This is a genomic window from Bacillus cereus (assembly GCF_015071065.1).
Lineage (GTDB): Bacteria > Bacillota > Bacilli > Bacillales > Bacillaceae_G > Bacillus_A > Bacillus_A cereus_BA.
The window spans coordinates 37,725-59,112 of sequence record NZ_VOVA01000020.1; the positions used below are offsets into that span (position 1 = coordinate 37,725).

Here is a 21,388-nt window from a genome sequence, read left to right on the forward strand (position 1 = left end):
AAAAAATCACTTTCCGTTTTCTCAATTGAGTAACAAAAAATGATTTAATCTGGTGTTCCTGTTATAAAATTTTTCATCGTTCCATTTCCATTGTTTCCTTTTTTCTACTTGATTTCTTTGTAGCCTTCGCCTGCTCTACATTACCTGACTCTGGCTCTTTGTCTTTTTCTTTATGATTCGTTTGTTTTCCGTTCAATGGCTGAAATTTTTTATCTATATCCATTTCCTTTGAAGTTGTAGACTGATTCACTGTTATTCCTTCTTTCCCAAGTTTCTCATCCACCTGGTTTTCTAATTTCACTATATGTTCCTGGCTTACTAGCTCATTATCAATCGAAACATATTTCGTTGTATAATACCGCTCTTCAGCTTTTACACGAGTGACAATACTATCAATATTATCTGGTGTTTCTTCATATTGTGAACGTCTGTATGCTTCGAATTTTCTGCTTAAGTCCTTATCTAATGTAGTTGATTCTTTTTCTTTTAAAGGTTGAATTTGTTGATCTAAAGAGACAATAGGTGCATACCCTTCCTTTTTCATTTCTTTATACAATTCCACTTCTCTTTCATTAAATGCGTAATCTTTTTGTCCCTCCGCTTTATCAACTAAGTGTCCATATCTTTCATCTTTTACGATTTCATCTAGACTCATATTTGCATCCTTTTCATAAACAACAAATGACAAATTTCCTCTCCCATCAAAGATAGAACTTTGAACTTTTTCATATAAATCTGGTTTCAAAATGTTATCTAAGGAGTAATTTTCCCGTTTCCCGTTCTTTTCCATGAGGAAAACAGATAAATCTTCCCGATTTGTTGAATCTTGATTCCATACAGACAAATAATCAATATCTTTCGTAACAGCATCCATCATGTGGATTCTTGCAACTTCTTCTTCATCGTGCACACCGTTTGCTAATACTTCAATTGTAACTAAGTGATTGGGTGTCTCTTTTGACGTTTCTAATGTACTTTCCTGTGCTTTTTCCATCGGTATTTCTTTGTTATTTCTATGGTTCACTACCTCATCTCGTAACGCTTGTTTCACTTCATCCGATAGATACCTTTTCTCGTTTAATACTTGTTCATATGGTGTCTTGTAGTCCCCATCTCCCATATTGAAACGATCCATACTCACAAGCTCCATTCTCCCAAAATCCCTATCGACTTCTTTTGGAATGGCAACATGATAACGAGCTTGATCATAAGGGATGGTTTGACCTCTTTCTTTAGCTTCTTCTCTTGCTTTTTCAATACTTGAAATGACTTCAGCCATTTTTTCATTGGCTTCTCCAAATGGGATCAGTTGATTATTCTTAAAAGTTTCGTTGTCGCTCCATTGAACTAGCATAGTTGGTCGATTAATTTCATTCTGATTTAGTGCTGCATACTTTTCTTGATTCGCCTCGTTAAATGCATCAATAAATTCTTTATCACTCAATTTTTCTGCACCTTCTACAGGCTCAAACGCTCGATTTTTATCTGTTTGTTCTCTTAAATGGTTTACAGAAACGAGTTCTTGTGTCGTGTTACTTAAACTCATGTATTCCACTAGTAAAATATTTTTTTCACTTTCATTCAGTTCTCCATTTTCATTCTGCTTTTCATTTTCTTTTATTTTAGCCGCTTCATATTTTTCTGTATTAAATAAAATAGCGTATCGATCATCTTGTTCTAACTCACTTAAAGGAATAAGCATATCTTCTTCACGTACAGTAAATGATTGACTTCCGTTTCCAACAAGGAGAGTATCTTTTACTTTTTCATAAACATCTCCTTTAAAAATATGTTCAATATTAGAAACGTCCCTTTCGCCATTATAAAATCCATCACGGTCTAATACACCCGGATCATAAATTGCCATATGATACACTTCTTTGGTTTCTGCATCCACCATGTGTAATTTTGCAATCTCACCGTCTTTTATATCTTTATCTAATATTTCAACTGTCACTACATGCTCTTTTCCATTATCAGACACTTGTTTTGACATATTATCTACTCCCTTTTCATTAGTTTTTTCATTTTCTTTTTCTAACGTATTTTCAATTGTTTCAATAAATTCAATTGAAGTTTCATGTACTTCTTTCAACAACTTGGTTTTATCTTTCATTTCTTTTCCTTGTGTCCAGCTCGCTAAATATCCTAACGAATATTCGCTTGTATCAATTCCAAAATAAGAAGAAACGGCATAAGCGGTCATCTCTGCTTGAAACTCTTTTTCTGGTGCTGTGTAATTCATATGTGTCTCTGCTGTATGAAGTTTGGCATGCGCCAATTCGTGAAGAAGTGTTTTTACATTTTGTAATTCACTGTTTCTAGGATTCAAAGCAACCTCTTTTGTTAAGGTATAGCTCACACCTTTTGCGACCCCAAGTTCTTGCTTCGGCTCAATAATTTTTACACCGTTTTTTTCCGCAATAGCTTCCATTCCTTTATACAAACTCTGGTAATCTGTAACGCTCCCTTCTAGCCAACGATTCGGAAAAATACGAGGTAGATCTTCCGTTTTTGCGTTTGTTTGAGACACGTCAAACACATGACCGACAGCAAAATATAAACGACCAGGTTTCACTTCTACGCTTTTAGATTCAATTTGCTTTTTCTCTTCCTCATTTGCTTTAGTTACTGTTTTCCAAGTGCCTTCTTTGTCTTTAAATTTTGCAATAGTTCTGTTTGGAACAAGGATCTGGATTCCTTTCTCCCCCTTCTTAACAGCAAACCCTTTTTCTTTCCAAAAAGAAAAGGAACCAACTGCCTTGGCTCCCTCGAATTGACTCTGTATTAATGAAATGTTAGATGGTGAATAGTGATAAAATTTTGCCATAAACGATAAATAATCTTTCAAATCTCCTGGTGTACGAAAATAGCCTTCTATGCTTTTTTCCATCTTTTTTGTTAAAGCTTGCACCGCTTCTTTCTTTTCTTCTGGTGATTTCGTTTGATACTTTTTCTTATAACTTTTACTCATGATCTTCTCCTACTCTTTCACTCGCTTTTTGTAATTCCTCCATTTCTTCTTCATTCCATCTCTCAGCTGTATCAAAGAAAAGCTTATGAGTTTTTACATTAACCGGAACTAACATATTTTCTTGATTCATGACATGGACTGCAAGTTCTTCCTCTTGTTCTCGTGTAATTTTGATTGTTAGTTCTTCATCTTTTACAAGTAAAACAAGTTCACCTTCTCCAATCTCTTTAATGACTCCTAATGCGATATCTTCATGAAATAATAACATCCTAATAACCTCCTGTTTTTTTATAAAAAGAAACAATGTAGCTTACGTTACATTGTTCTTTGATGCCTCATGATCTATACGTTTTTGTCTTGCATGACTAATTCGTTCCCCTACGACTTCTTTTGCTATCTTCACACTTCCCATCTCTTGTTTATCAGTCGTAATAAGGCTATCTACGCCCTCTAAAAAGAAATAACCATTTAATAACTCAATTAAAATTTGCGTATTTCTATCCGCACTATTTGCACCAAGACGAATTTTTGTTAGTTCACTTTTCAGCACATCGTGTAGATTCTTTGATACAATTTCGGAAATATAATTCAATGACCATTCTGAACTTTTTGCTGCTTGATGTTCTCTACAAATCCTAACAATTGCTTCACCGTTATATCTGATGTTGTGTTCTTCCATGTAATCTTTAATATACGTATCTGTTTCCTCATCCAATGTAATTTGCATACGAAAGTCCTTCATTTAATAACCCCTCTCATTTTGATATGCAATTTCTTTTTGCATACGCTCATAATACTTTTGGTTCTTCCAACTCTCATATTCACTTTTAAAAGCACGTTCCACTTTTCTCATAGAATATTGAATAGATACATTCTGTTGAAATTTTTGAAACGGCTTTGATTTTTTCATGTGATGGATTCTCTTTTGTTCTTTATCATATGCCTTCATTTCTTGTAAAAAGGCGTTACCCATTCTTTTATACAAGTCATTAATTTTATTCGTCTTATAATTTTCATATTGCTTCTTATCATACTTTCCTTCGCCATATGCTTCTTTAAAAACTTGCACTTCTTTATCTAACTTTTGGAGAAATTGATCGTAATCTTTTTTATGATGATGTTGAATATATCGACTGCTTAATTCATCAATTTCCGGCTTCAATGGTTGAATGGTATTGTAGCTATATTGCCATTGTCTTTTATCACTTGGTAACTGTTTATAAATTCTTAAAAACAGTGGTTTCAAATGTTGATTACGCCAATCAAAAACGGAATCCTCTTTTTTCCTTCCCACCATATTGTTTCGAATCAGATCATTAATTTGTTTTTGTTCCTGCTTACGATCTAACAGATTATTTACGACTTTCCCCTTCATCGCATCTAATGTTTTTGGTTTTCTTTTACCACGTTCTCTCGTTGGAAATGGCTCAACAGTTGCCACATGAATGTGAATATTATCCGTATTAAAATGAATGGCTGCCGACCAGATAGAGCTTTTTTCCAACCCCTCTTTTTTTTGCATTTCCTTCATCGTAAGCCTTGTTACATCCATTAACTTTTTTTCATCCAATGTTTTTGTTTTCTCATCATAAATTCCTTGTTTCTCTAACCAGGGATTATGAAAAGAAATGACATCTTGCCACATGATACTTCCATTCTCATGAGCGGTTTTAAACATTTCCTTTAAGGACTTTTTTTCACTTTCTGTTAAACGATTTGCGTGTTCGGTAAATAGTGCCGATGTCTTTTCTGAATTCCCCATATAGTCTTGATACGTTTCGAACATTTTCGGATTCAGCTTCACTTCACCTTTCGCTTCCTCCCGATCTACATAATCAATATAATTCTGAAAAGCATCCGAACTTGGCAACACAAATTTCGTTTTTAAAACAACACCTGGTGTGACTGAAGACTGAACAGGAACAGCATTATTCATTTTCAACATCCTGCATCATCATTTGAATAAACTCATTCATTTTTTCCATTGCGCTATAACAATCACTCATCATATGGATGTTCTTTTCAATGAGATTTTCTAATTCCATTTCCCTTTTATTTTGCTGCTGAAAAAATGCTAACATTTCAATTTGTGCTTTCAAAAACTTTTGCCTGGATATTCCCTTTTCCTTTGCAATTTCATCTATTTTCTTTAAGGCAACTGGATCTATATCTCTTATTTTTAGATTCACAATTTCCGCTCCTTTCTGCAATTGTGGGTAGAGCACCAAAAATAGTGAGAAGAGCATAAGGGGTTTCTGCCCCCACCGAAGGTGTGGGGCTAGGCGGAGCCTAGCGAAACGATGGGGGCAAGAAAAGCTTTTAGATGTAGACTCACTCACGACTCATTTTTTCGTGATGTGGACTCACTCACGATACAAAATCTCCTGATGTAGACTCACTCACGACACGACTTTTTTCACTTTTTATTAATTTCTTGCGCCTTTTCTTCTAATTTTTTGATCTTATCTCGTGCAATTTTTTGTTCTCCTTTAAACAATTCCACGTTCTTTTCTGATGATTTTATTTTAGATTCTAAGGATGCTATTTTCGATTGCGTTTCTGTTTTTTCCGCATCGGTTTGGTACTTCATTTCATCTTTTAATTCTTTTACTTTCTCATAAACTGTCTTCGCCTTTTCTTCTTCCAGTTTGATTGCTTTCCCGTAGTTTTTGATCTTTGTTTCGATATCTTTTTTGTCTCTTTCTATAAAATCTAGCTCATATGTCTTTTTATCTTCAGCTAACAATTCATCATTTACTTTTGTTTTTCTTTGATCGGTAAAAATCGACTGTACAAGTTTATTCGGACTTTTTGTTGATGCATTTTCTTCTTCATATTCGTTAACATCTTGTGTGAATTTACGAATATCCATTTGTTCTTTTTCACTGTTTTTATTGTAAATATCGAAAGCTAACGCCCCCCAATTCGGAGATAACTCTGTTACTTCTACCACATAATTTCCGTTCTCTTCATACAACACTTTGACAGGTAATTGAACACCAGACTTTGTTTTTTCTTGTGCTTTGAATGTAAATCCTGTTTCCTCATATCCTTCTATCCGAAAACGAATTTGTATAAAGTTTTTGTGTGGATTGTATTCCCTTTGTTCTACAATCAATTTTCCCATTCCCGATAATTTGACTACTTTATTTGTTTCCGTATGGAATAGTTTCTCATCGTTTGGCATGTAAATTTTAGACGTCAAAAAAGCGAAAAAACCTAAAAATAGAAAGCTGATAATGGTTAGGTAGACCCACGACTTATTTTTTCTTAGATTGATTCTTTCACTTTTCTTACCAATTGCACCTATCACACTCTCACCCACCTTTTTTGTTATAAAACTTTCATATTTAACTCTTCCACACTTGTAACTCGCCATGTTTCCTTTTCTTTTTTTATGATGATTCGTAACACATTATTTACTTTTTCTTCTCGATTTTGCGTTGAATCTGTCGTGACATTTATAAATTCAGCTAACACATTTACTTCTTCTTTATCGGGTTCATTTTCTTGTAAATAAAACTTCATTTCTATTGGTTTTGTTTTATAGGTATCTCCTAATTCGTATTTGTCAGTGGGATAGAATTGTTGTAAAAGTTCTTCACTCATAATGGATTTTGCTTTTTCTTTTCGCTCACTGTACCCTTCTTTTTCTCGATGAAATGATAATTGAATAAACGTTTCGGCTGTCGATAAATACGCTCTTCTTTGTTGTTCTTGTGCGGAAGGAAGCACCTTATCCAGTCGTTTTTTTAAGTCTTCATTTTGTTTTGTTAGTAATTCATTTGAAAGTTTTAACTGTTTTTCTTTGCCATCACTCATTGATTTTTTACTCAAATAGATATTAAAAGCTGTCACACCTATAACTAAAATGACAAACACAATAAACAAGAATTTCCGTTTATCTTTCATATCAATTTCTCCTTTACTTCGTAATATCGTTTAGTTGTTTAGTAGCATTCCAGTACGTTTGTATTGCTGTTTTTGCTGCGCCTTCTGATGGGAAATTTGCTACCACCCATAAATACGTTTCCCCTTCATAGTCAAAGATATTGTGCTCTATAAAGTGTGCTATCTCGTTTGCTTTCAATTCCCGATGTAAAAGAAAATTATCACCATCTTTTTCAATCAAATAATTCGATGGTTTTATAACTACATTTTCAAATCCCTTAACTGGCGCTTTTATTAATTTCATTGTAATTTCCCCTTTACTTCTTCATATTTTTAGAACCTTCTTACATGACCAGTAAATACTTTTTTCCAATACGGATTATTTAAATCTTCGATAGCTACTCCTTTATTAGTTTGGCAACCAATAAAGTGATCTTTATCTATAACCAAACCAACATGCCCATCTTTTTTATAAGTATCAAAGAATATTACATCACCAGCCTTCATATCATTTGGTGATATCCTTTGACCAATTTCTACTAATGAATCTGTATTAACATCCGTTACTGGGCCTAGCTCTCTTCCTACTTGCTTAAATGCCCAATGTACAAAACTAGAGCAATCAAATATATTCCTATCAATTTCACTTTGCTTTCGTCCTCCACCGAAAACATACGTACTTTTTCCTATCAATGGTCGCCCAACATCTACAACTTTTACACCGCTACTTCCTCCGCTTCCTGGATTTCCTCCTCCACCAGAAACGACGGAACCCGGCTGATAATATTTCAAAACCGCATCAACGTACAAAATATCGCCATAACACGCGTTATACGGTACAGCTTCCGGTCTAAGGCAATGATACATACCAGTGTGAGCTACTTTTTTGTATTGCTCCTGTGAGAATTTTATGGCTAATTCCTTTGTATACTTACCACCATTTGCACCAATAAAATCAAAAAATCCTGTTCCAAAATTGTACGCTTGAAGAGCTGTTTTGATATGGTCCATGTCACCGGGACTCGTTACTCCGGCTCTTTCTATCGCATGTTTAAACTCCTGTACACCAGCCCAAATGGAATAATCGGGGTCTGTTATACAATTTGGTTTCTTACAATATTTCGTATTAAATGCACCTTCAGAACTTTGCATCGGATCGCTACCACGTCCTCCGCTTTCTTGCATCATTTGAGCCAGCATTAAAGCGACAAAAGGTTCCACGCCAAAGTCTTTCGCATGCTTCCGAATCGTAGGTTCCCATTTCAAAACATCAGGCGAAACATTCATCACTTGCCCTTCACCTGTATACGTAATGTCACCCGTGTCTGTTCCGCTGTCGCTCCCCATTGCTGCAATAAAAATACTAACGACTCCAAGTAAAAGAAAAGAAAAAAGACCCATCACAATTAGCGCTAAAGTGATGAGCCATTTCTTTGGTATTATCTTTAAAACAAGATGCATGGTATTAAGCACCTCCCCCGAATAACATTAATTCTTCGTCTGTTACTTCTACATGAAAGTGAATATTTTTTACAGCCCCAATACTTAAAATGACATCCCCTGTTGGCAAATGTGGAATCGCTGCAATCTCACTTTCACTTAACTGTCCTGCAAATACTTTTCGTAACATATCTAAACTGTTATTATCTTGCTGCATGATAAATTTGTACTGTGTAAGTTCAAAGAGCTTTTTGATTTCATCAATCATTTCTTGTGAAGAACCTTCCGGTACAAAATCCCGAATCGTGTGACTTGCATATAAAAGCCCTGCAAAATATTTTCGATCTTCTCGGCTAAATTTAGTTAAAAATTGTAAAGCATGAGCGCTTTCTTTTTTCGTGTTAATTATATGATGTGCCTCGTCAATAATAATGAAGTAACGAACTACATCTTCAAAAGAAAGTTGTTGTTTAGTATATGCCTCTAATTGTGGCGCACCATTGGATATCATTTCATCCCATATTAAATTAAAAACATTAAAAATTTGCGCTTGGAATACTTCCGGTTTAAAATTTGAAATGTTTCGTAAGGAAAACGATACAACTTGTTCTTTTTTAAAGTTTTCAATAGTGGAATGACCATCAAATAATTGTGCATATGCTTCTACTAAATTTACAAGATTTAATTCAATCAACTCTAAACGATGTTTTCTGCTTTCTCCTAAATTCTCATGGTGTTTTCTATTTTCTACATTCTCATATAATTCATCACGAACAAAAGATAAAAAGTTTGAGAAAATGGGATACTCATTTGGTTTTCTTGTTGTAATTTCATTTTTTGCTCCTTTCTCATCATTCCATAATCCCATACGAATATATAATTTACGAAGCAAATTTTCATATTCTTTAATTTCATCATCTTTTGCTTCTGGTGCAATGAAGCGATAAAAAATTGTCAGTTTAGATAAGTGTTGAGTGAAACTAACTTCTTCAAGCTCTGCTGTCTTATATACTTGAAGTGGGTTAATTTGACCTTGCGAACCATCTAATGCAATTGTTTTCCCGTTCAAATCACGTACTGTTTCCTCGAATTCACCTACAATATCAAAAATACGAATAAAATGACCTTTACTTGCATAGTCTACTGATTTCTTTTTTAGTAATGTTGATTTTCCAGCACCAGGCTTTCCAATCATTACACCGTTATAAAACTTTCTTTGTTCGTCTTTATGAAAAATATCAAAAATAACATTTCCTTTTGTTTTCGTTGTTCCATAATACGTACCGTATGGATCGTGCAAATAAGAATAATGAAACGGACATCCACCAGCCAAACTAACTGCCGGAATTTCTTTCCCTTTTCTTCGGTTCACATAATTCTTTTGTGTATCAAAGCTCGTTACGAGTGCATCCCATTCATACTCTTGTTCATTTAAAAAGACGGCTCCTCGAAAGTTATAAGATTCTAATGTTTCCATGATCTCTTTTACTTGTTTTTCTAACTCATCTAATGTTCTAGCGGAAACATAGATACGGATGTGAATACGTTTCATGACCTCACCTTGTTTCAAATCCGTATAAAGAGCTTCCAACTCTAAAAATTCATTTTTCGCATCGATCCGATCTATATTATCCTTCGCTGTATCATGTCGAACACTTTGTTCACTCATGGATTTATTAATCGATTCAACAACCTCTTTTCGGTCATCACTCATTACATCTAATGTCGTAATCACATTCGGCATATTCATAATTTGTTCTAACCAAAAATCATTTACTTCTGTTGGATAGTCAAAAACATGAATACAAGTACCTACTCCATCACCGGTTTGCACATAACTTTCTTTAAAGCTGATTCCCCCTTGTGGCTGAACTCTAGCCACTAAATAAGGGTTGTAACCTTTCTTCTTTTTTAGTTCTTCTTGTTTTTCTTTTTTAGATTTTTTACTTTTGAACGCAAACATATTGTTTCCCCCTTACTACCATATATTTTTCGTTCCTAATTTTGCATTTTGATTAAACAATTTAAACATAAGCTCTAACTTTTTCTCTTCATCCACCTCTAATAATTCGGTAGAGCGTTTGATATATCGCTTTGCTGCATCCACACGTTCTTTTACGATTAATTCCGTTTCTCCGTAAATAAATAAGAAGGCTTCCCGATTTGTTCTGCCCCATTCTAAAAATTGAAGTTCTTTTAACTTTTGATTTAAAATCCGTTCATACAAAGGACTGGTACATTCTTTAATTTTCTTCTCCATATATCGTTGTTGTGCGGTAGTTTGACATGGGAAGTTTAAAAAAACGAGTTTAATGGACTGTTTGTAGGCTTGATAAAAATACGCATGTGAGAAGATAACAAATGCTTGTTCATCGCTATTCTTAGAGAACATATCGTCACCTTCCACTTGAAGAATTTCTAAAAACTCCTCATTTTTCAGCTCAAATATGCCATCCTCCGTCATGTCAACGATTTGCATAATTTCCACAATACTTTTCTTTACCTTTGGTGGTGCTTCTTTCGTTTTTCTAGATAAAAAACCTAAAAGTTTTGGGTTTTTCTTTTTCGAAACATCTTTCTTTGACTTTTCTTTCTTCTGTTTTTTCACTTTTGGTTCTACCTTTGTTTTTTCTTCTTTCTTTTTGTTGGGTACCACCTTCACAATTTCTTTTGGTTCAGAAAGTGACTCTTTTACATTTTTTTCGTTAAATCGAAATGCTTTTTTCTTCGGTATTTCTAGTTGTTTTGGCTCTTCTTTCTCCACATCTTTTTCGCTGAATAACGCCATATGTGATCCCTCCCTTATTGATCGTTATCAATGGCGCAATATGCACCTTTTCTTCTTAGCAATGTAATAATCAACACTTCATACATTCGTTTTTGAGGATTCGTACTTGGTCGCCAAATCATGATAATTGCAATAGCTGCCATGAAAATAACAAATGGTAATTGAAAGGAATCATGTACAAAATTTCTAAGAATCATTGTTACAACTAATAAACCAATTAATAAAAAGAAATCTATTAAATAAAGCACTTTATTAATCCGTAATTCTGTACTGATTTCCTTCGGAATCCGATAGCTTCTCATCGGGATTCCCTCCTTTTCGACAATAAAAAATAAGCGTACGATTACGCTTATTTTTTATCTGTATTATTTTTATTTTTGCTCACGATATCTCTCCAACTTTTACCCGTATTTTGACCCATTTGATAAAAACGCTTTGTATTCTGTACCGTTTCAGAAGTATTAATTCGTTCTTGCACTCCTCTTACTTTTTGTTTCATGGATGATGTAGTATTTTTAACCTTATCCGTTGTATATTGTCCTAATGTCCGTGTTTCCTGACTTCTACTTGCTGCCACTTCTTTATCACTTTCATAAGGAATAATCGGGCTACTATGAGTCACCGTTACGATGTCGGCTGATGCCGGGCTACTTCCGCTTGGCACTGATCTTGGCGTTTCCACTGGTGTCGGGTTTCCTCCACTTGGCACTGGTCTTGATGTTTCCATTGGTGCCGGGCTTCCTCCACTTGGCACTGATCTTGGCGTTTCCATTGGTGCCGGGCTACTTCCACTTGGTACTGGTCTTGATGTTTCCATTGGTGCCAGGCTTCCTCCACTTGATACTGGTCTTGATGTTTCCATTGGTGCCGGGCTACTTCCACCTGGTACTGGTCTTGATGTTTCCATTGGTGCCGGGCTTCCTCCACTTGATGCTGGTCTTGATGTTTCCATTGGTGCCGGGCTACTTCCACCTGGTACTGGTCTTGATGTTTCCATTGGTGCCGGGCTACTTCCACCTGGTACTGGTCTTGATGTTTGACCTCCTTCACTTGCTCCTTGTCTTACTGTTCCTGGTGTTTGATTTCCTTCACTTGCTCCTTGTCTTACTGTTCCTGGTGTTTGATTTCCTTCACTCACTCCTTGTCTTACTGTTCCTGGTGTTTGATTTCCTTCACTCACTCCTTGTCTTACTGTTCCTGGTGTTTGATTTCCTTCACTTGCTCCTTGTCTTACCGCTCCGGCTGTTGGATTCCCTTCACTTGCTCCTTGCCTTACTCCTCCTGGTGTTTGACTTCCTTCACTTGCTCCTTGTCTTACCGCTCCGGCTGTTTGACTTCCTGCGCTTGTTCCCTGTCTTACTGTTCCTGGTGTTTGACCTCCTGCGTTTGCTCCTTGTTTTACCGTTCCGGCTGTTTGATTTCCTTCACTTGCTCCATTTGCTTTTCCAGCTTCCTTCATTTCATCTTGAAGACTTGTTGTTCCCGATTCTTGCCCATTTGCTACCCCAGGGTTCTCGTTCCCTTCTTTTTTCATATCTTCTTGAATAGGTGGCGTGCCACCATTCTTTTTATCTTCTTCCTTATTTAAGTTACCTTTTTCTTTTTCATTTTTTGCTAAATCATTTCCATTTGCTTTCTTCTGATCTGCTTTTTTCATTTGATCTTGCAAGGACTCTTTATTTTCAGACTCATTCCCTTTTTTCAAGCCACTTATAAGACCAGCCATGCCACCTGTTGCCATCGCTGCCGCACTTGCTGTTTTAGCTGCTGCAACACCAGTTCCTTCTGCTGCGCCTTTCGCTCCTTTTCCAATCATATTTCCTAGACTCTTCATTGGTTTTGAATTTGCAAGACTGCCAATTCCTTTACCCAGTGCGAAACCGCCTGCTAAACCACCTGCTAACATGCCCCAACTGCTCTTTAATCCAATATCTATTCCAAATAACCTTTCTACGACTGCCGGGCCATCTAGAACCGCCATACTAAATGCCGCTAATGCAATCAGATACGGTACACCATTTAATTTGTCATGGAGAAACGCTGTTCCCATTATATATAGCTTCAAAGATAGGAATATCATAATCGTTGCTATAAATATATTGAGGATATTGGATAATACAGCTTTTAACTTTTGACCATTCGCAACATCGGCTGGTGCTAATATGTTCGCTAACAAGTAGTTAAATGCCAATTCATAAAATAACCTAGCTAATTTAATACTCACCAATAACAAAGTTGCGCCTGTTATCAGTAAAGTAAAGAATATATTCCAAAAGTTCCAATGCCAGCGATAATACTTTTCGGGAAAGAAATCAAACCATCCATCTTTCAATTCAGCTAAAGATGCAACTCCTAACGCATCCATTACCCTTTTATTTTGTAGAATTTTTTGACCACCATCTGACAAATCCTTATCTTTCGTAAATTTGAAATCGGAATCAATTTTTTCTGTAATATCTATTTGTCTGATATTTTTTTCAGGAATATTATTTTTCGGATTCATATCTTCTTTCTTTTTCCATCCGTTTTGATCTATTACTGCAATATCCGTTATGTTTTTCTTAATAATTTCATCACTCAAAGAGCCTTTTTGTTCTGATTTTACAACTGCTATGGCATCATCGGTGAACTTATCAACCTTTGTCATACCAGTACTTAATAAACAAAGTACACTCAGTGTTACGAAAATATTAATGATAATTTGAGAACGGTTCATTTGTTTGTTCATAATGAACATGTAGCCAATATATAAAAATGATATGGCTAAAAGAACGACAAACAATGGATATAACATATCAATAAAATTTTGTATTTCCGGCGAATTAAAGAATCCTTTAATCCCCAGTATGGCATCTGTCACACCTTCCAAGGCATCTACAACTAAAGATAATCCTTGAATTAAGAACCATCCTAGCCAACGCAATACATAATTAACAATGTCTCCTACTTGAAGATAATCCGAGAACTCTTCTATAGTTTTTAAAATCTCTTCATCTTTCACCATTTATCCTCCTCTCATGCTTACTACTGCCCTAATACTTCCTTTGCTGTCCAGTTCACCCTTTCATTCAATCTGTCAATACGAATAATCAATTTCCCTTTTTGTTCCCGATCTACTGAAAGGAAAAGAACTGCATCTTCTAGACCAAGGATGACCTCATTTTCTTCTGTTACAAATGGCGAGTAACTATCTAAAATCAATTGCATTTTATCCGTTATTGTCGGTACACACATTCCCTCTTCCTCCTCTATGTTTGGATTCAAAAAAGCACTCAATCATTTGAGTGCTTTCTAACTTGTTACTTGTTCTTTTTCTTTTAAATCACGCAAGATTCGATTAATCTTGTTTTCGACTGCTTGATAAACACTTTTGTCGATGTGGTCATTGTGAGCTAACATTTGAAATTCACTGTAAAACTCGCCCATTTCTTGATTTTCAACTTCATCTATTGATTTGCCTAACTGCGCTAAAAAGAACTTATCAACCAGTTTCAAAACCGCTAAATCAGATTCAAAAAATTCATTAACCGTTTTTTCCTTCCAATTTTCAATGGTGAGGGAATCAAACGGGCTATCTTCCTGCTGAAATGCCTCTTCCGGAATATCTTCATCAATTCCCATCATTGTTGGTTCTTCTACTAGCTGCGGTGTATCTACTGGTGACAAATTTTCCTGTTCCGGCTCTGATGGTACTTTCTCAATTCGCTCTTCCTTTCTTTCTCCTAGAAAATCTACAATAAGTTTTTTCGGTTCTACATCATCATGTAAGGAGTGGATATCTATATCTAAAATAGATTTATCTGTATCGAATTCTACTCCTAAGTACTCCCATCTATATTTTAAAGCTGTTTCCTCCGTATTATAAATTGGTCGAGGTCTGATACGTTTCCGGTTATTATCCTGACGTTTTATGACACGAATAACGGCACTTTCTCCTTCTTTAAAATTCATAAGTTCATTTGCTGTTAATAACGGTCGTTGATCTAAACCTTCCGTTTTATTTTTATCTGTAGAAAGACCCTTTCCACTTCGGGAAGGTAGATTAATTGTCTGATTCCCCAGCTTTTTGGACACTTTTTCGGCTGTTTCTTGATCGTTTGTTAGAATGTAAATCGTATTCCCACAGTTTCCATCAATGGTATCTGCATCCTTATCATATTTATTTTTCAATTGTGAATATGCTTGAATGATAAGATTAAAACGTATATTTCTACCGAGACAAACCGTAATAATATTCGCCATTCCTTCAATACTAGGCATATTACCAAACTCATCTAGGCAAAAAACCACCTCACGGTGACATTTCCCTCCACGAGCAAGGGATGCACCCTTAGCCAATATAAAATAAAGCTGCCTTACAAAAATAGAAGCAATCACATGATTCGAAGAATCAAAGTCTGGTGTAATCATAAAAATAGCGACTGGTTTATCGAAATAATCCACTTTTGTTATTTCCATATCTTCATTTTCTTCTACTATTTTAAATTCTGTATGACCCGTTTTTTCATCTATTTTTGTAATAGAAATAGATGTTTTCGTTTGAGGATTTTCCTTTTCATTACATTGAATGGTATCTCCAACTTTTATTACTTGTTTAAAATCTAATGCAAAACGTCCTGTAATATCTGCCTTGATAGACTCCTTTGAGCCATCTGGAAACACAATTTCTACTCGTTTTCTAGGTGTCACTTTTCCTTTTATCGTTTTTCCAAAACCGACACGTTTTAAATCCACACTATTTTTTGCTGTCATTTTAGCGATTTCATCAAATGTAAAAATAGAAAGTCCGTTCATTGTTTGGGTGAAAATTCCGCCTCGTGTCGTTCCTTTCGAGAAGTTTGAGGTTGCATATTGCATTTTCGCAACACTATCAGCTGGTAAGCCTTCAAAGTATAAATCTAATGCATTTTGTGGATCTGCTTCCGGATCTACGATTACCTCTTTTGAACCAAGTTCCGATAACATATTTGCAACTGCATACATTGTGATTTTTTCTTCTGTACCCTCCGCAATACATTTATCTGTAACTGCTAGTATCATGGCGTTACACAAGCTCATAGCACACTGTTGCCAAAAAGGATCTTTTACAGTTGGGTTGTAATACAAAGTGTGTGAGAGTGTTTTACATAATGCCTGTGCCGTTGAATAATCTCCATCTTTATAGGCATCTTTGACAAGCTGCAATAAGTTATAGCTCATAGAATCGAGTGGGTTTAATAAATTCAAAACTTCAATGTGATACCCTCGTTCTTCCAGTGTTTCTTTCGATGCACTGAATAATTCGCCCTTTGGATCATTAAAAATTAAAGATGGTTTATGTTCCGCTCTAGAATAGACATCAATTGTAGGAAATACAAAGGTTTCCCCTTTACCAGAGCGTGTTGTACCGATAATTAAGTTGTTTACCGGGCTATCATCAATGAATACCTTATCACCTAGCCGGGAGATAACAACACCACCGCCACCTTTAAATGATTCCTCTCGATCTGGTACAGCTCGGTATTGCTTTTTCAACTCTTCAACTGTTGTAAAACGACTAGATCCTTTCTGATGATTATTTAAGTTTTTAAAGGAAGATTTCAATTTGTACACTGTTCTCACTATGGTTCCAATCACTAAAAGGAAAACAAGTAAGTAGTAAATTGGATGCTCTGCAATCGGCATCCGAAAAAGAAATCCTAAATCTATATGAAATGGTTTGGGATGTAATAAGTCACTAAATGTTGTTTCTATCAGCTCTAAAGATAAATTGAGTAAAAAATTAGCGATTAAAAACATTCCAACAAACAAAAAAGTACTCAATGGAATGAGTACTTTTTTTTCAGCTAACTTATATTTAATTGAAATTTTATCCTTGTACATGGGCAAGCGAATCCCCCTTTAAACTGTTACATCTGATTTTGACTCTTGTTTATTTAATTCTGTTGGCTTTTCTGGATTTGTCGGTTTCTCCGGATTTGTTGGTTTTTCCGGTTCTATTGGCTTTTCTGGATTCGTTGGTTTCTCCGGTTCTGTTGGCTTCTCTGGATCTGTTGGTTTCTCTGGATTTGTTGGTTTTTCCGGTTCTGTTGGCTTTTCTGGATTTGTTGGTTTCTCCGGTTCTGTTGGCTTTTCTGGATCTGTTGGCTTCTCTGGATCTGTTGGTTTCTCTGGATCTGTTGGTTTCTCTGGATCTGTTGGTTTTTCTGGATCTGTTGGCTTCTCTGGATCTGTTGGTTTTTCTGGATCTGTTGGTTTCTCTGGATCTGTTGGTTTCTCTGGATCTGTTGGTTTTTCTGGATCTGTTGGTTTTTCTGGATCTGTTGGCTTCTCTGGATCTGTTGGTTTTTCTGGATCTGTTGGTTTCTCTGGGTCTGTTGGTTTTTCTGGATCTGTTGGTTTCTCTGGATCTGTTGGTTTCTCTGGATCTGTTGGTTTCTCTGGATCTGTTGGTTTCTCTGGATCTGTCGGTTTTTCCGGTTCTGCTGGCTTTTCTGGATCTGTCGGTTTCTCCGGTTCTGTTGGCTTTTCTGGATTTGTCGGTTTCTCCGGTTCTGTTGGCTTTTCTGGATTTGTCGGTTTCTCCGGTTCTGTTGGCTTTTCTGGATTTGTCGGTTTCTCCGGTTCTGTTGGTGGCTCTATAGGTGGTTTTGGTTTTTCTGTCCCTGTACTTTCCGTATTACCATTCTCACCTTCCGGTGTAATTGGTGGGTTCACAATTACATCTGGTTTCTTCTCTAGTGGAAGAATGTCTCCTATACTCGCTACTGAAGAATCAATATTTTGATCTCCAAATGCAAAATGATCTCCGTTCACGGTAACTTGTGGCTTATTATCTGTAATAGCTGCAATCACATTATCCTTTGCCGTATCTTGAATTGATTTATCTGTTGTTTCTTTATCAAAGAGTGCTAGAACACGAGAAGTCGTTTCATCCCCATTTTGAAGATTACTTACAATAGATTTTTCTTTAAAATTAATTTTTGATTTATCAAGCTCTTCGAGTACATAAGCAACTTCATTATCTTTACTTTGAATTGCGTTTTCTGTAATTGCTTCGAAATCTTGTTTGTTCAGATTTTCTTTCTTTTCCTCCGGCTTATTCTTATCTACCTTTTTTGTAATAGCTGGTTTACTTTTTGATGATTCCTTACCTCCAAACCAACTGCACCCTGTAGTACTCAATATCAATGAACCACCAAGAAAAACAATTCCCATTTTTTTGTACAAATTCTCATAATTTAATGGCATGTTATTTTTTCCCCCTTAGATGTTCTGTAGATCTTTATCAATTTTTTCAATCTTAGCTTTCTTTTCCTCTTCACTTATCGTAGATTGTTGGATATCTCGTTTCTCTAATTCTTTGACCTCTTTCATCAAGTTTTTATTTCCTTGCGTTTTGGCAAAAGAATAACATTCTTCATATTTTTTTAGATTTACAAAGGCTTCAACGATGAGCTTTTCACGTCTACCGTCCATATTGACTTTCCCTTTAAGCTTGATGACCTCTTCATATTTCTTATTAAGCGCTGCCTTTTCAAAGTCGATTACATCATTTTTGACATCGATTTCATTGATTTTATTCATGTTGTCTATCCCAATAAAATAAGCAACCACACTTTCTGCAAATTTCGGCTCATATTGTAATGCCTTATTTGCCTTTCCATTTAATAAATAAGTAAATAAAACTGCCTTTTGACTGTCTTTATCTACTTCTGTGTAATTGACCTTATCAAAGTATTTAACAGCTTCTCCATACTGTTGAATGGCTGCCTGTTGTAATCCTTTTACTACATATTGTTCCGAGCCAGCATTTGCACTCGAAACTGGCTCGGAAAAGAATAACTTAAAGGCAAATATGGCACCAGCTCCAATTAACACCACACTTCCTATGACACTCGCAATAATCTTGAATCCTTTTCTATTTTCCTTTCCAGGCTTTACTTGTTTTTTCACTTCATCCGATGGACTATAAGAGGGTTCTTCCGTTCTTTCTGGTAATTCTTCTTGATATTCATATTCTTCATGAAAAGGAGAATCATTGATTTCCCTTTCTAACGTTTCTAACAGCTCCTTCTTTTGTTCCTCTTGTTCTGGATCTAATTGCATCACATTCATTTTTTTAGAAATGTGATCAAAAATATGATCTGCATATCTCGAACCAAGTGATAACGTACCGTTATAGATTTCATTAGAATGACCATCTAACAAATCAAAATCAATATGTTCTTGGTGTCCTGCTTCTCTATAAACACGTTCTAATCGTTTAGTTAAGGTATAAGCTTCATGAAACGAATATTGCTTACCTGACTCAATTTCTGTTCCATTATTACTCTTAAAAATGACAAACATGGCTTCTCCTTTCTCACATTTACTTTAAATTCCAATGAAAAAAGGCAACAAAAAAAGCCATACCCTTTGCATAGCCTCCTCATTGCCTTATTTATATTTTTCACTATTTCATCCAGAGAAATGGGAATAAGATTTGACCAAATTTCACATTGCTATTTACGCTCTCTGCTAAGTATTGGCATCCCATTACGATAACAAGTCCGGCTGCCCCACCAAGAAACCACCAAATACATTTATGTCTTCCTCGTTCACCGCCCCAAATTAAGAGATAAGCGCCCCAGCAAAATACAATCGCTGTACTAACCATTGCCCCTCTTTGCATCCATGCAATAAATGAATTACCTGTTTGAATTAGACCGTCCATCGCATCACCTAACACTAACATTTGAGCTACTGTTTCCAACATTGACATATACATTCACTCCCTTTTCATTTTTAGATGCTTATACGTTACTAAGCTGACTTGACTCATTCGACTTGCTGTCTTCTTTTACTTCTGTTGATGTTACTTTATAAGCTTGTAAAGCTTTCATTACTAAATCTTGATTTTCTTCAATGTATTTCTGATGATGTAAATGAAGCCAATGGTTATAATCCTGACCATTGGCTCTTAATAGGTTTGCTACCATATCTTTTTCTTTTTTTAATTCCCTTTGTGTAATCGCCACTGTATCACCACCTTTCAATGATTATGTGATTACTTCTGATATTGCTCTTTACAATTTTGAATAAAATAGCTAACTTCTTTTTCAAGTTCTGAAGGTTTATCAATTGTGAATTTAATCTCTTTTTTCACCTTACCTTTTTCATAATATGCAAGAGTATCCCTTCTTTGAGATAATCCCCAATCATGAGGGTTACTTGTACTTGGAATATCGTCACGATTTTCATCTAAACCCTTTACTTCAATCTTTTCTTTTTCAGCTAGTTTTTTTACAAGGAAGATCCAATCTTCACTATGCCTCATGTTAGACGTTAGCATAACAAAACCTGTTCCATCCTCACTCATGAACTTCTTCATTTCTAACGGACTAAGTTCCATTACTTCCCCTTTTCCCGAACTAAAGACAAATGTTGAACCAATACCAATTGCAATTAACAGTCCAACAACAGCGGAAATGATCCACCCTTTACGACTCATGCATGTTCCTCCCTATGTCATATTTTAATAAGCGATTTTGAAGTGTGATGAGACACATTTAACCTTCAACATCTGTCTTTATTTTATAACATTTATAGGAAAGTGGGATAGAAAATGGAAATATCATTTATGGCTGGAATGACGAACCCTGTATTGGAATGCGTATAGAAACTAACCCCGACCTAGCTTCTATATGCCCAATACCGCACTACGTATTTTGGCATGAACGTAGAACCTTATGTATCTACTGTTTGTATGGTTCATCGCTTCTTCAGAATGTCAAAATGGGATATTCCTCACGATCACTAACGCAAACAGATTTTTGATACAATGCATTTCCAATGGTCACAGATATGAGTTTTACGTACGCACTCTTCTAACGATAATCGTATACCTAACCCCTCTAGTGACCGTTTCAAGGGAGGCACGCATATATATTGAAAGCCGTATATCATCCTTCTACATCATTACTGAAAGGAAGATATACACAATATATATCTAAATTGTCAAAGAGCAACTTACTTTGTGCTATGTTCTCAGCACACTTCAAAATCGCTTTTTTTATTTACACTTTTGTTTTACGGCTACTAATTCCGCTTGTTTATGTTTCCTTTTTGCGATCAAGTTTTGATGTTCGTCTCTGACAGAACGCACTTGATAATAAATTTGAGCTACATTTTCAATGCTTCCTGTGTCATTTTCAATTGCGATGGTGCCTTTCAATTCGTATGTTTTTCCATCAAAAGTTTTAACACTATGAGCTTGTGATGCGGCAATATCATAAAATGTGAGTCTTTGTTCTTTTCCCATATGAACGCCTCCT

At 35.6% G+C, this 21,388-nt stretch carries 21 protein-coding genes; all 21 read right to left on the reverse strand.

The annotated features are described in order from the left end of the window. Positions 1–73 precede the first annotated feature (73 nt). Positions 74–2,974 carry an LPD25 domain-containing protein gene (locus FT637_RS25750; RefSeq protein WP_193648714.1) on the reverse strand — a complete coding sequence of 967 codons (2,901 nt, stop codon included), beginning with the start codon at positions 2,972–2,974 and terminating at the stop codon, positions 74–76. Next, a complete protein-coding gene (locus FT637_RS25755; protein WP_193648715.1) occupies positions 2,967–3,242 on the reverse strand; it encodes a hypothetical protein in 276 nt (91 codons plus the stop codon). The genes FT637_RS25750 and FT637_RS25755 overlap by 8 nt, the downstream gene beginning before the upstream one ends. Before the next feature lie 42 nt (positions 3,243–3,284). Then, entirely contained in the window at positions 3,285–3,716 is a 432-nt protein-coding gene (locus tag FT637_RS25760; protein WP_193648716.1) for a hypothetical protein, read from the reverse strand. After that, positions 3,717–4,910 carry a MobP2 family relaxase gene (gene mobP2 / locus FT637_RS25765; RefSeq protein ID WP_193648717.1) on the reverse strand — a complete coding sequence of 398 codons (1,194 nt, stop codon included), beginning with the start codon at positions 4,908–4,910 and terminating at the stop codon, positions 3,717–3,719. Further along, complete coding sequence (locus tag FT637_RS25770) at positions 4,903–5,163, reverse strand: hypothetical protein (RefSeq protein ID WP_002156580.1); 261 nt, start codon at positions 5,161–5,163, stop codon at positions 4,903–4,905. The genes mobP2 and FT637_RS25770 overlap by 8 nt, the downstream gene beginning before the upstream one ends. A 227-nt stretch (positions 5,164–5,390) precedes the next feature. Next, complete coding sequence (locus FT637_RS25775; RefSeq protein ID WP_193648718.1) at positions 5,391–6,287, reverse strand: hypothetical protein; 897 nt, start codon at positions 6,285–6,287, stop codon at positions 5,391–5,393. Positions 6,288–6,307: 20 nt separating this feature from the next. Beyond that, positions 6,308–6,886 carry a MerR family transcriptional regulator gene (locus tag FT637_RS25780; protein WP_193648719.1) on the reverse strand — a complete coding sequence of 193 codons (579 nt, stop codon included), beginning with the start codon at positions 6,884–6,886 and terminating at the stop codon, positions 6,308–6,310. Between the two features lie 13 nt (positions 6,887–6,899). Beyond that, positions 6,900–7,169: a hypothetical protein gene (locus tag FT637_RS25785; RefSeq protein WP_193648720.1), complete on the reverse strand. Its 270-nt coding sequence runs from the start codon at positions 7,167–7,169 to the stop codon at positions 6,900–6,902. 29 nt (positions 7,170–7,198) lie between these two features. Further along, on the reverse strand, positions 7,199–8,326 hold the full coding sequence (locus FT637_RS25790; RefSeq protein ID WP_193648721.1) for a lysozyme family protein: 1,128 nt from the start codon (positions 8,324–8,326) through the stop codon (positions 7,199–7,201). Positions 8,327–8,330: 4 nt separating this feature from the next. Beyond that, positions 8,331–10,268 (reverse strand): VirB4 family type IV secretion system protein, encoded by a 1,938-nt coding sequence (locus tag FT637_RS25795; RefSeq protein WP_193648722.1) that lies wholly within the window; start codon positions 10,266–10,268, stop codon positions 8,331–8,333. A gap of 15 nt (positions 10,269–10,283) precedes the next feature. After that, the gene (locus FT637_RS25800) at positions 10,284–11,093 is read right to left on the reverse strand and encodes a hypothetical protein (protein WP_193648723.1); all 810 of its coding nucleotides are present in this window, start codon (positions 11,091–11,093) and stop codon (positions 10,284–10,286) included. A 14-nt stretch (positions 11,094–11,107) separates the two neighbouring features. Then, complete coding sequence (locus FT637_RS25805) at positions 11,108–11,395, reverse strand: DUF5592 family protein (RefSeq protein WP_002130425.1); 288 nt, start codon at positions 11,393–11,395, stop codon at positions 11,108–11,110. 47 nt (positions 11,396–11,442) lie between these two features. Further along, entirely contained in the window at positions 11,443–14,094 is a 2,652-nt protein-coding gene (locus tag FT637_RS25810; RefSeq protein ID WP_193648724.1) for a pLS20_p028 family conjugation system transmembrane protein, read from the reverse strand. A gap of 23 nt (positions 14,095–14,117) precedes the next feature. Continuing rightward, on the reverse strand, positions 14,118–14,327 hold the full coding sequence (locus tag FT637_RS25815; protein ID WP_000338017.1) for a hypothetical protein: 210 nt from the start codon (positions 14,325–14,327) through the stop codon (positions 14,118–14,120). A 57-nt stretch (positions 14,328–14,384) separates the two neighbouring features. Beyond that, positions 14,385–16,955 carry a VirD4-like conjugal transfer protein, CD1115 family gene (locus tag FT637_RS25820; protein ID WP_193648725.1) on the reverse strand — a complete coding sequence of 857 codons (2,571 nt, stop codon included), beginning with the start codon at positions 16,953–16,955 and terminating at the stop codon, positions 14,385–14,387. A gap of 18 nt (positions 16,956–16,973) precedes the next feature. Then, complete coding sequence (locus tag FT637_RS30120) at positions 16,974–18,323, reverse strand: hypothetical protein (RefSeq protein WP_227493963.1); 1,350 nt, start codon at positions 18,321–18,323, stop codon at positions 16,974–16,976. 15 nt (positions 18,324–18,338) lie between these two features. Then, entirely contained in the window at positions 18,339–19,424 is a 1,086-nt protein-coding gene (locus tag FT637_RS25830) for a hypothetical protein (RefSeq protein WP_193648726.1), read from the reverse strand. Positions 19,425–19,527: 103 nt separating this feature from the next. Next, positions 19,528–19,836, reverse strand: a complete 309-nt coding sequence (locus tag FT637_RS25835; protein WP_193648727.1) for a hypothetical protein — start codon at positions 19,834–19,836, stop codon at positions 19,528–19,530. 31 nt (positions 19,837–19,867) lie between these two features. After that, positions 19,868–20,092: a hypothetical protein gene (locus FT637_RS25840; RefSeq protein ID WP_193648728.1), complete on the reverse strand. Its 225-nt coding sequence runs from the start codon at positions 20,090–20,092 to the stop codon at positions 19,868–19,870. Positions 20,093–20,121: 29 nt separating this feature from the next. Next, positions 20,122–20,565, reverse strand: coding sequence for a hypothetical protein (locus FT637_RS25845; protein ID WP_002193591.1), 444 nt, complete (start codon positions 20,563–20,565; stop codon positions 20,122–20,124). A 561-nt stretch (positions 20,566–21,126) separates the two neighbouring features. Continuing rightward, a complete protein-coding gene (locus FT637_RS25850) occupies positions 21,127–21,375 on the reverse strand; it encodes a hypothetical protein (RefSeq protein WP_193648729.1) in 249 nt (82 codons plus the stop codon). Positions 21,376–21,388: the final 13 nt, after the last annotated feature.

Excerpts from the sequence above, each read along its gene's own strand:
- FT637_RS25845 (WP_002193591.1), bottom strand. The coding sequence starts at position 20,565 with ATGAGTCGTAAAGGGTGGATCATTTCCGCTGTTGTTGGACTGTTAATT.
- FT637_RS25750 (WP_193648714.1), bottom strand. The coding sequence starts at position 2,974 with ATGAGTAAAAGTTATAAGAAAAAGTATCAAACGAAATCACCAGAAGAA.
- FT637_RS25805 (WP_002130425.1), bottom strand. The coding sequence starts at position 11,395 with ATGAGAAGCTATCGGATTCCGAAGGAAATCAGTACAGAATTACGGATT.
- FT637_RS25835 (WP_193648727.1), bottom strand. The coding sequence starts at position 19,836 with ATGTCAATGTTGGAAACAGTAGCTCAAATGTTAGTGTTAGGTGATGCG.
- FT637_RS25790 (WP_193648721.1), bottom strand. The coding sequence starts at position 8,326 with ATGCATCTTGTTTTAAAGATAATACCAAAGAAATGGCTCATCACTTTA.
- FT637_RS30120 (WP_227493963.1), bottom strand. The coding sequence starts at position 18,323 with ATGCCATTAAATTATGAGAATTTGTACAAAAAAATGGGAATTGTTTTT.
- FT637_RS25785 (WP_193648720.1), bottom strand. The coding sequence starts at position 7,169 with ATGAAATTAATAAAAGCGCCAGTTAAGGGATTTGAAAATGTAGTTATA.
- FT637_RS25795 (WP_193648722.1), bottom strand. The coding sequence starts at position 10,268 with ATGTTTGCGTTCAAAAGTAAAAAATCTAAAAAAGAAAAACAAGAAGAA.
- FT637_RS25830 (WP_193648726.1), bottom strand. The coding sequence starts at position 19,424 with ATGTTTGTCATTTTTAAGAGTAATAATGGAACAGAAATTGAGTCAGGT.
- FT637_RS25760 (WP_193648716.1), bottom strand. The coding sequence starts at position 3,716 with ATGAAGGACTTTCGTATGCAAATTACATTGGATGAGGAAACAGATACG.
- FT637_RS25815 (WP_000338017.1), bottom strand. The coding sequence starts at position 14,327 with ATGTGTGTACCGACAATAACGGATAAAATGCAATTGATTTTAGATAGT.
- FT637_RS25780 (WP_193648719.1), bottom strand. The coding sequence starts at position 6,886 with ATGAAAGATAAACGGAAATTCTTGTTTATTGTGTTTGTCATTTTAGTT.
- FT637_RS25755 (WP_193648715.1), bottom strand. The coding sequence starts at position 3,242 with ATGTTATTATTTCATGAAGATATCGCATTAGGAGTCATTAAAGAGATT.
- mobP2 (WP_193648717.1), bottom strand. The coding sequence starts at position 4,910 with ATGAATAATGCTGTTCCTGTTCAGTCTTCAGTCACACCAGGTGTTGTT.
- FT637_RS25820 (WP_193648725.1), bottom strand. The coding sequence starts at position 16,955 with ATGTACAAGGATAAAATTTCAATTAAATATAAGTTAGCTGAAAAAAAA.
- FT637_RS25850 (WP_193648729.1), bottom strand. The coding sequence starts at position 21,375 with ATGGGAAAAGAACAAAGACTCACATTTTATGATATTGCCGCATCACAA.
- FT637_RS25800 (WP_193648723.1), bottom strand. The coding sequence starts at position 11,093 with ATGGCGTTATTCAGCGAAAAAGATGTGGAGAAAGAAGAGCCAAAACAA.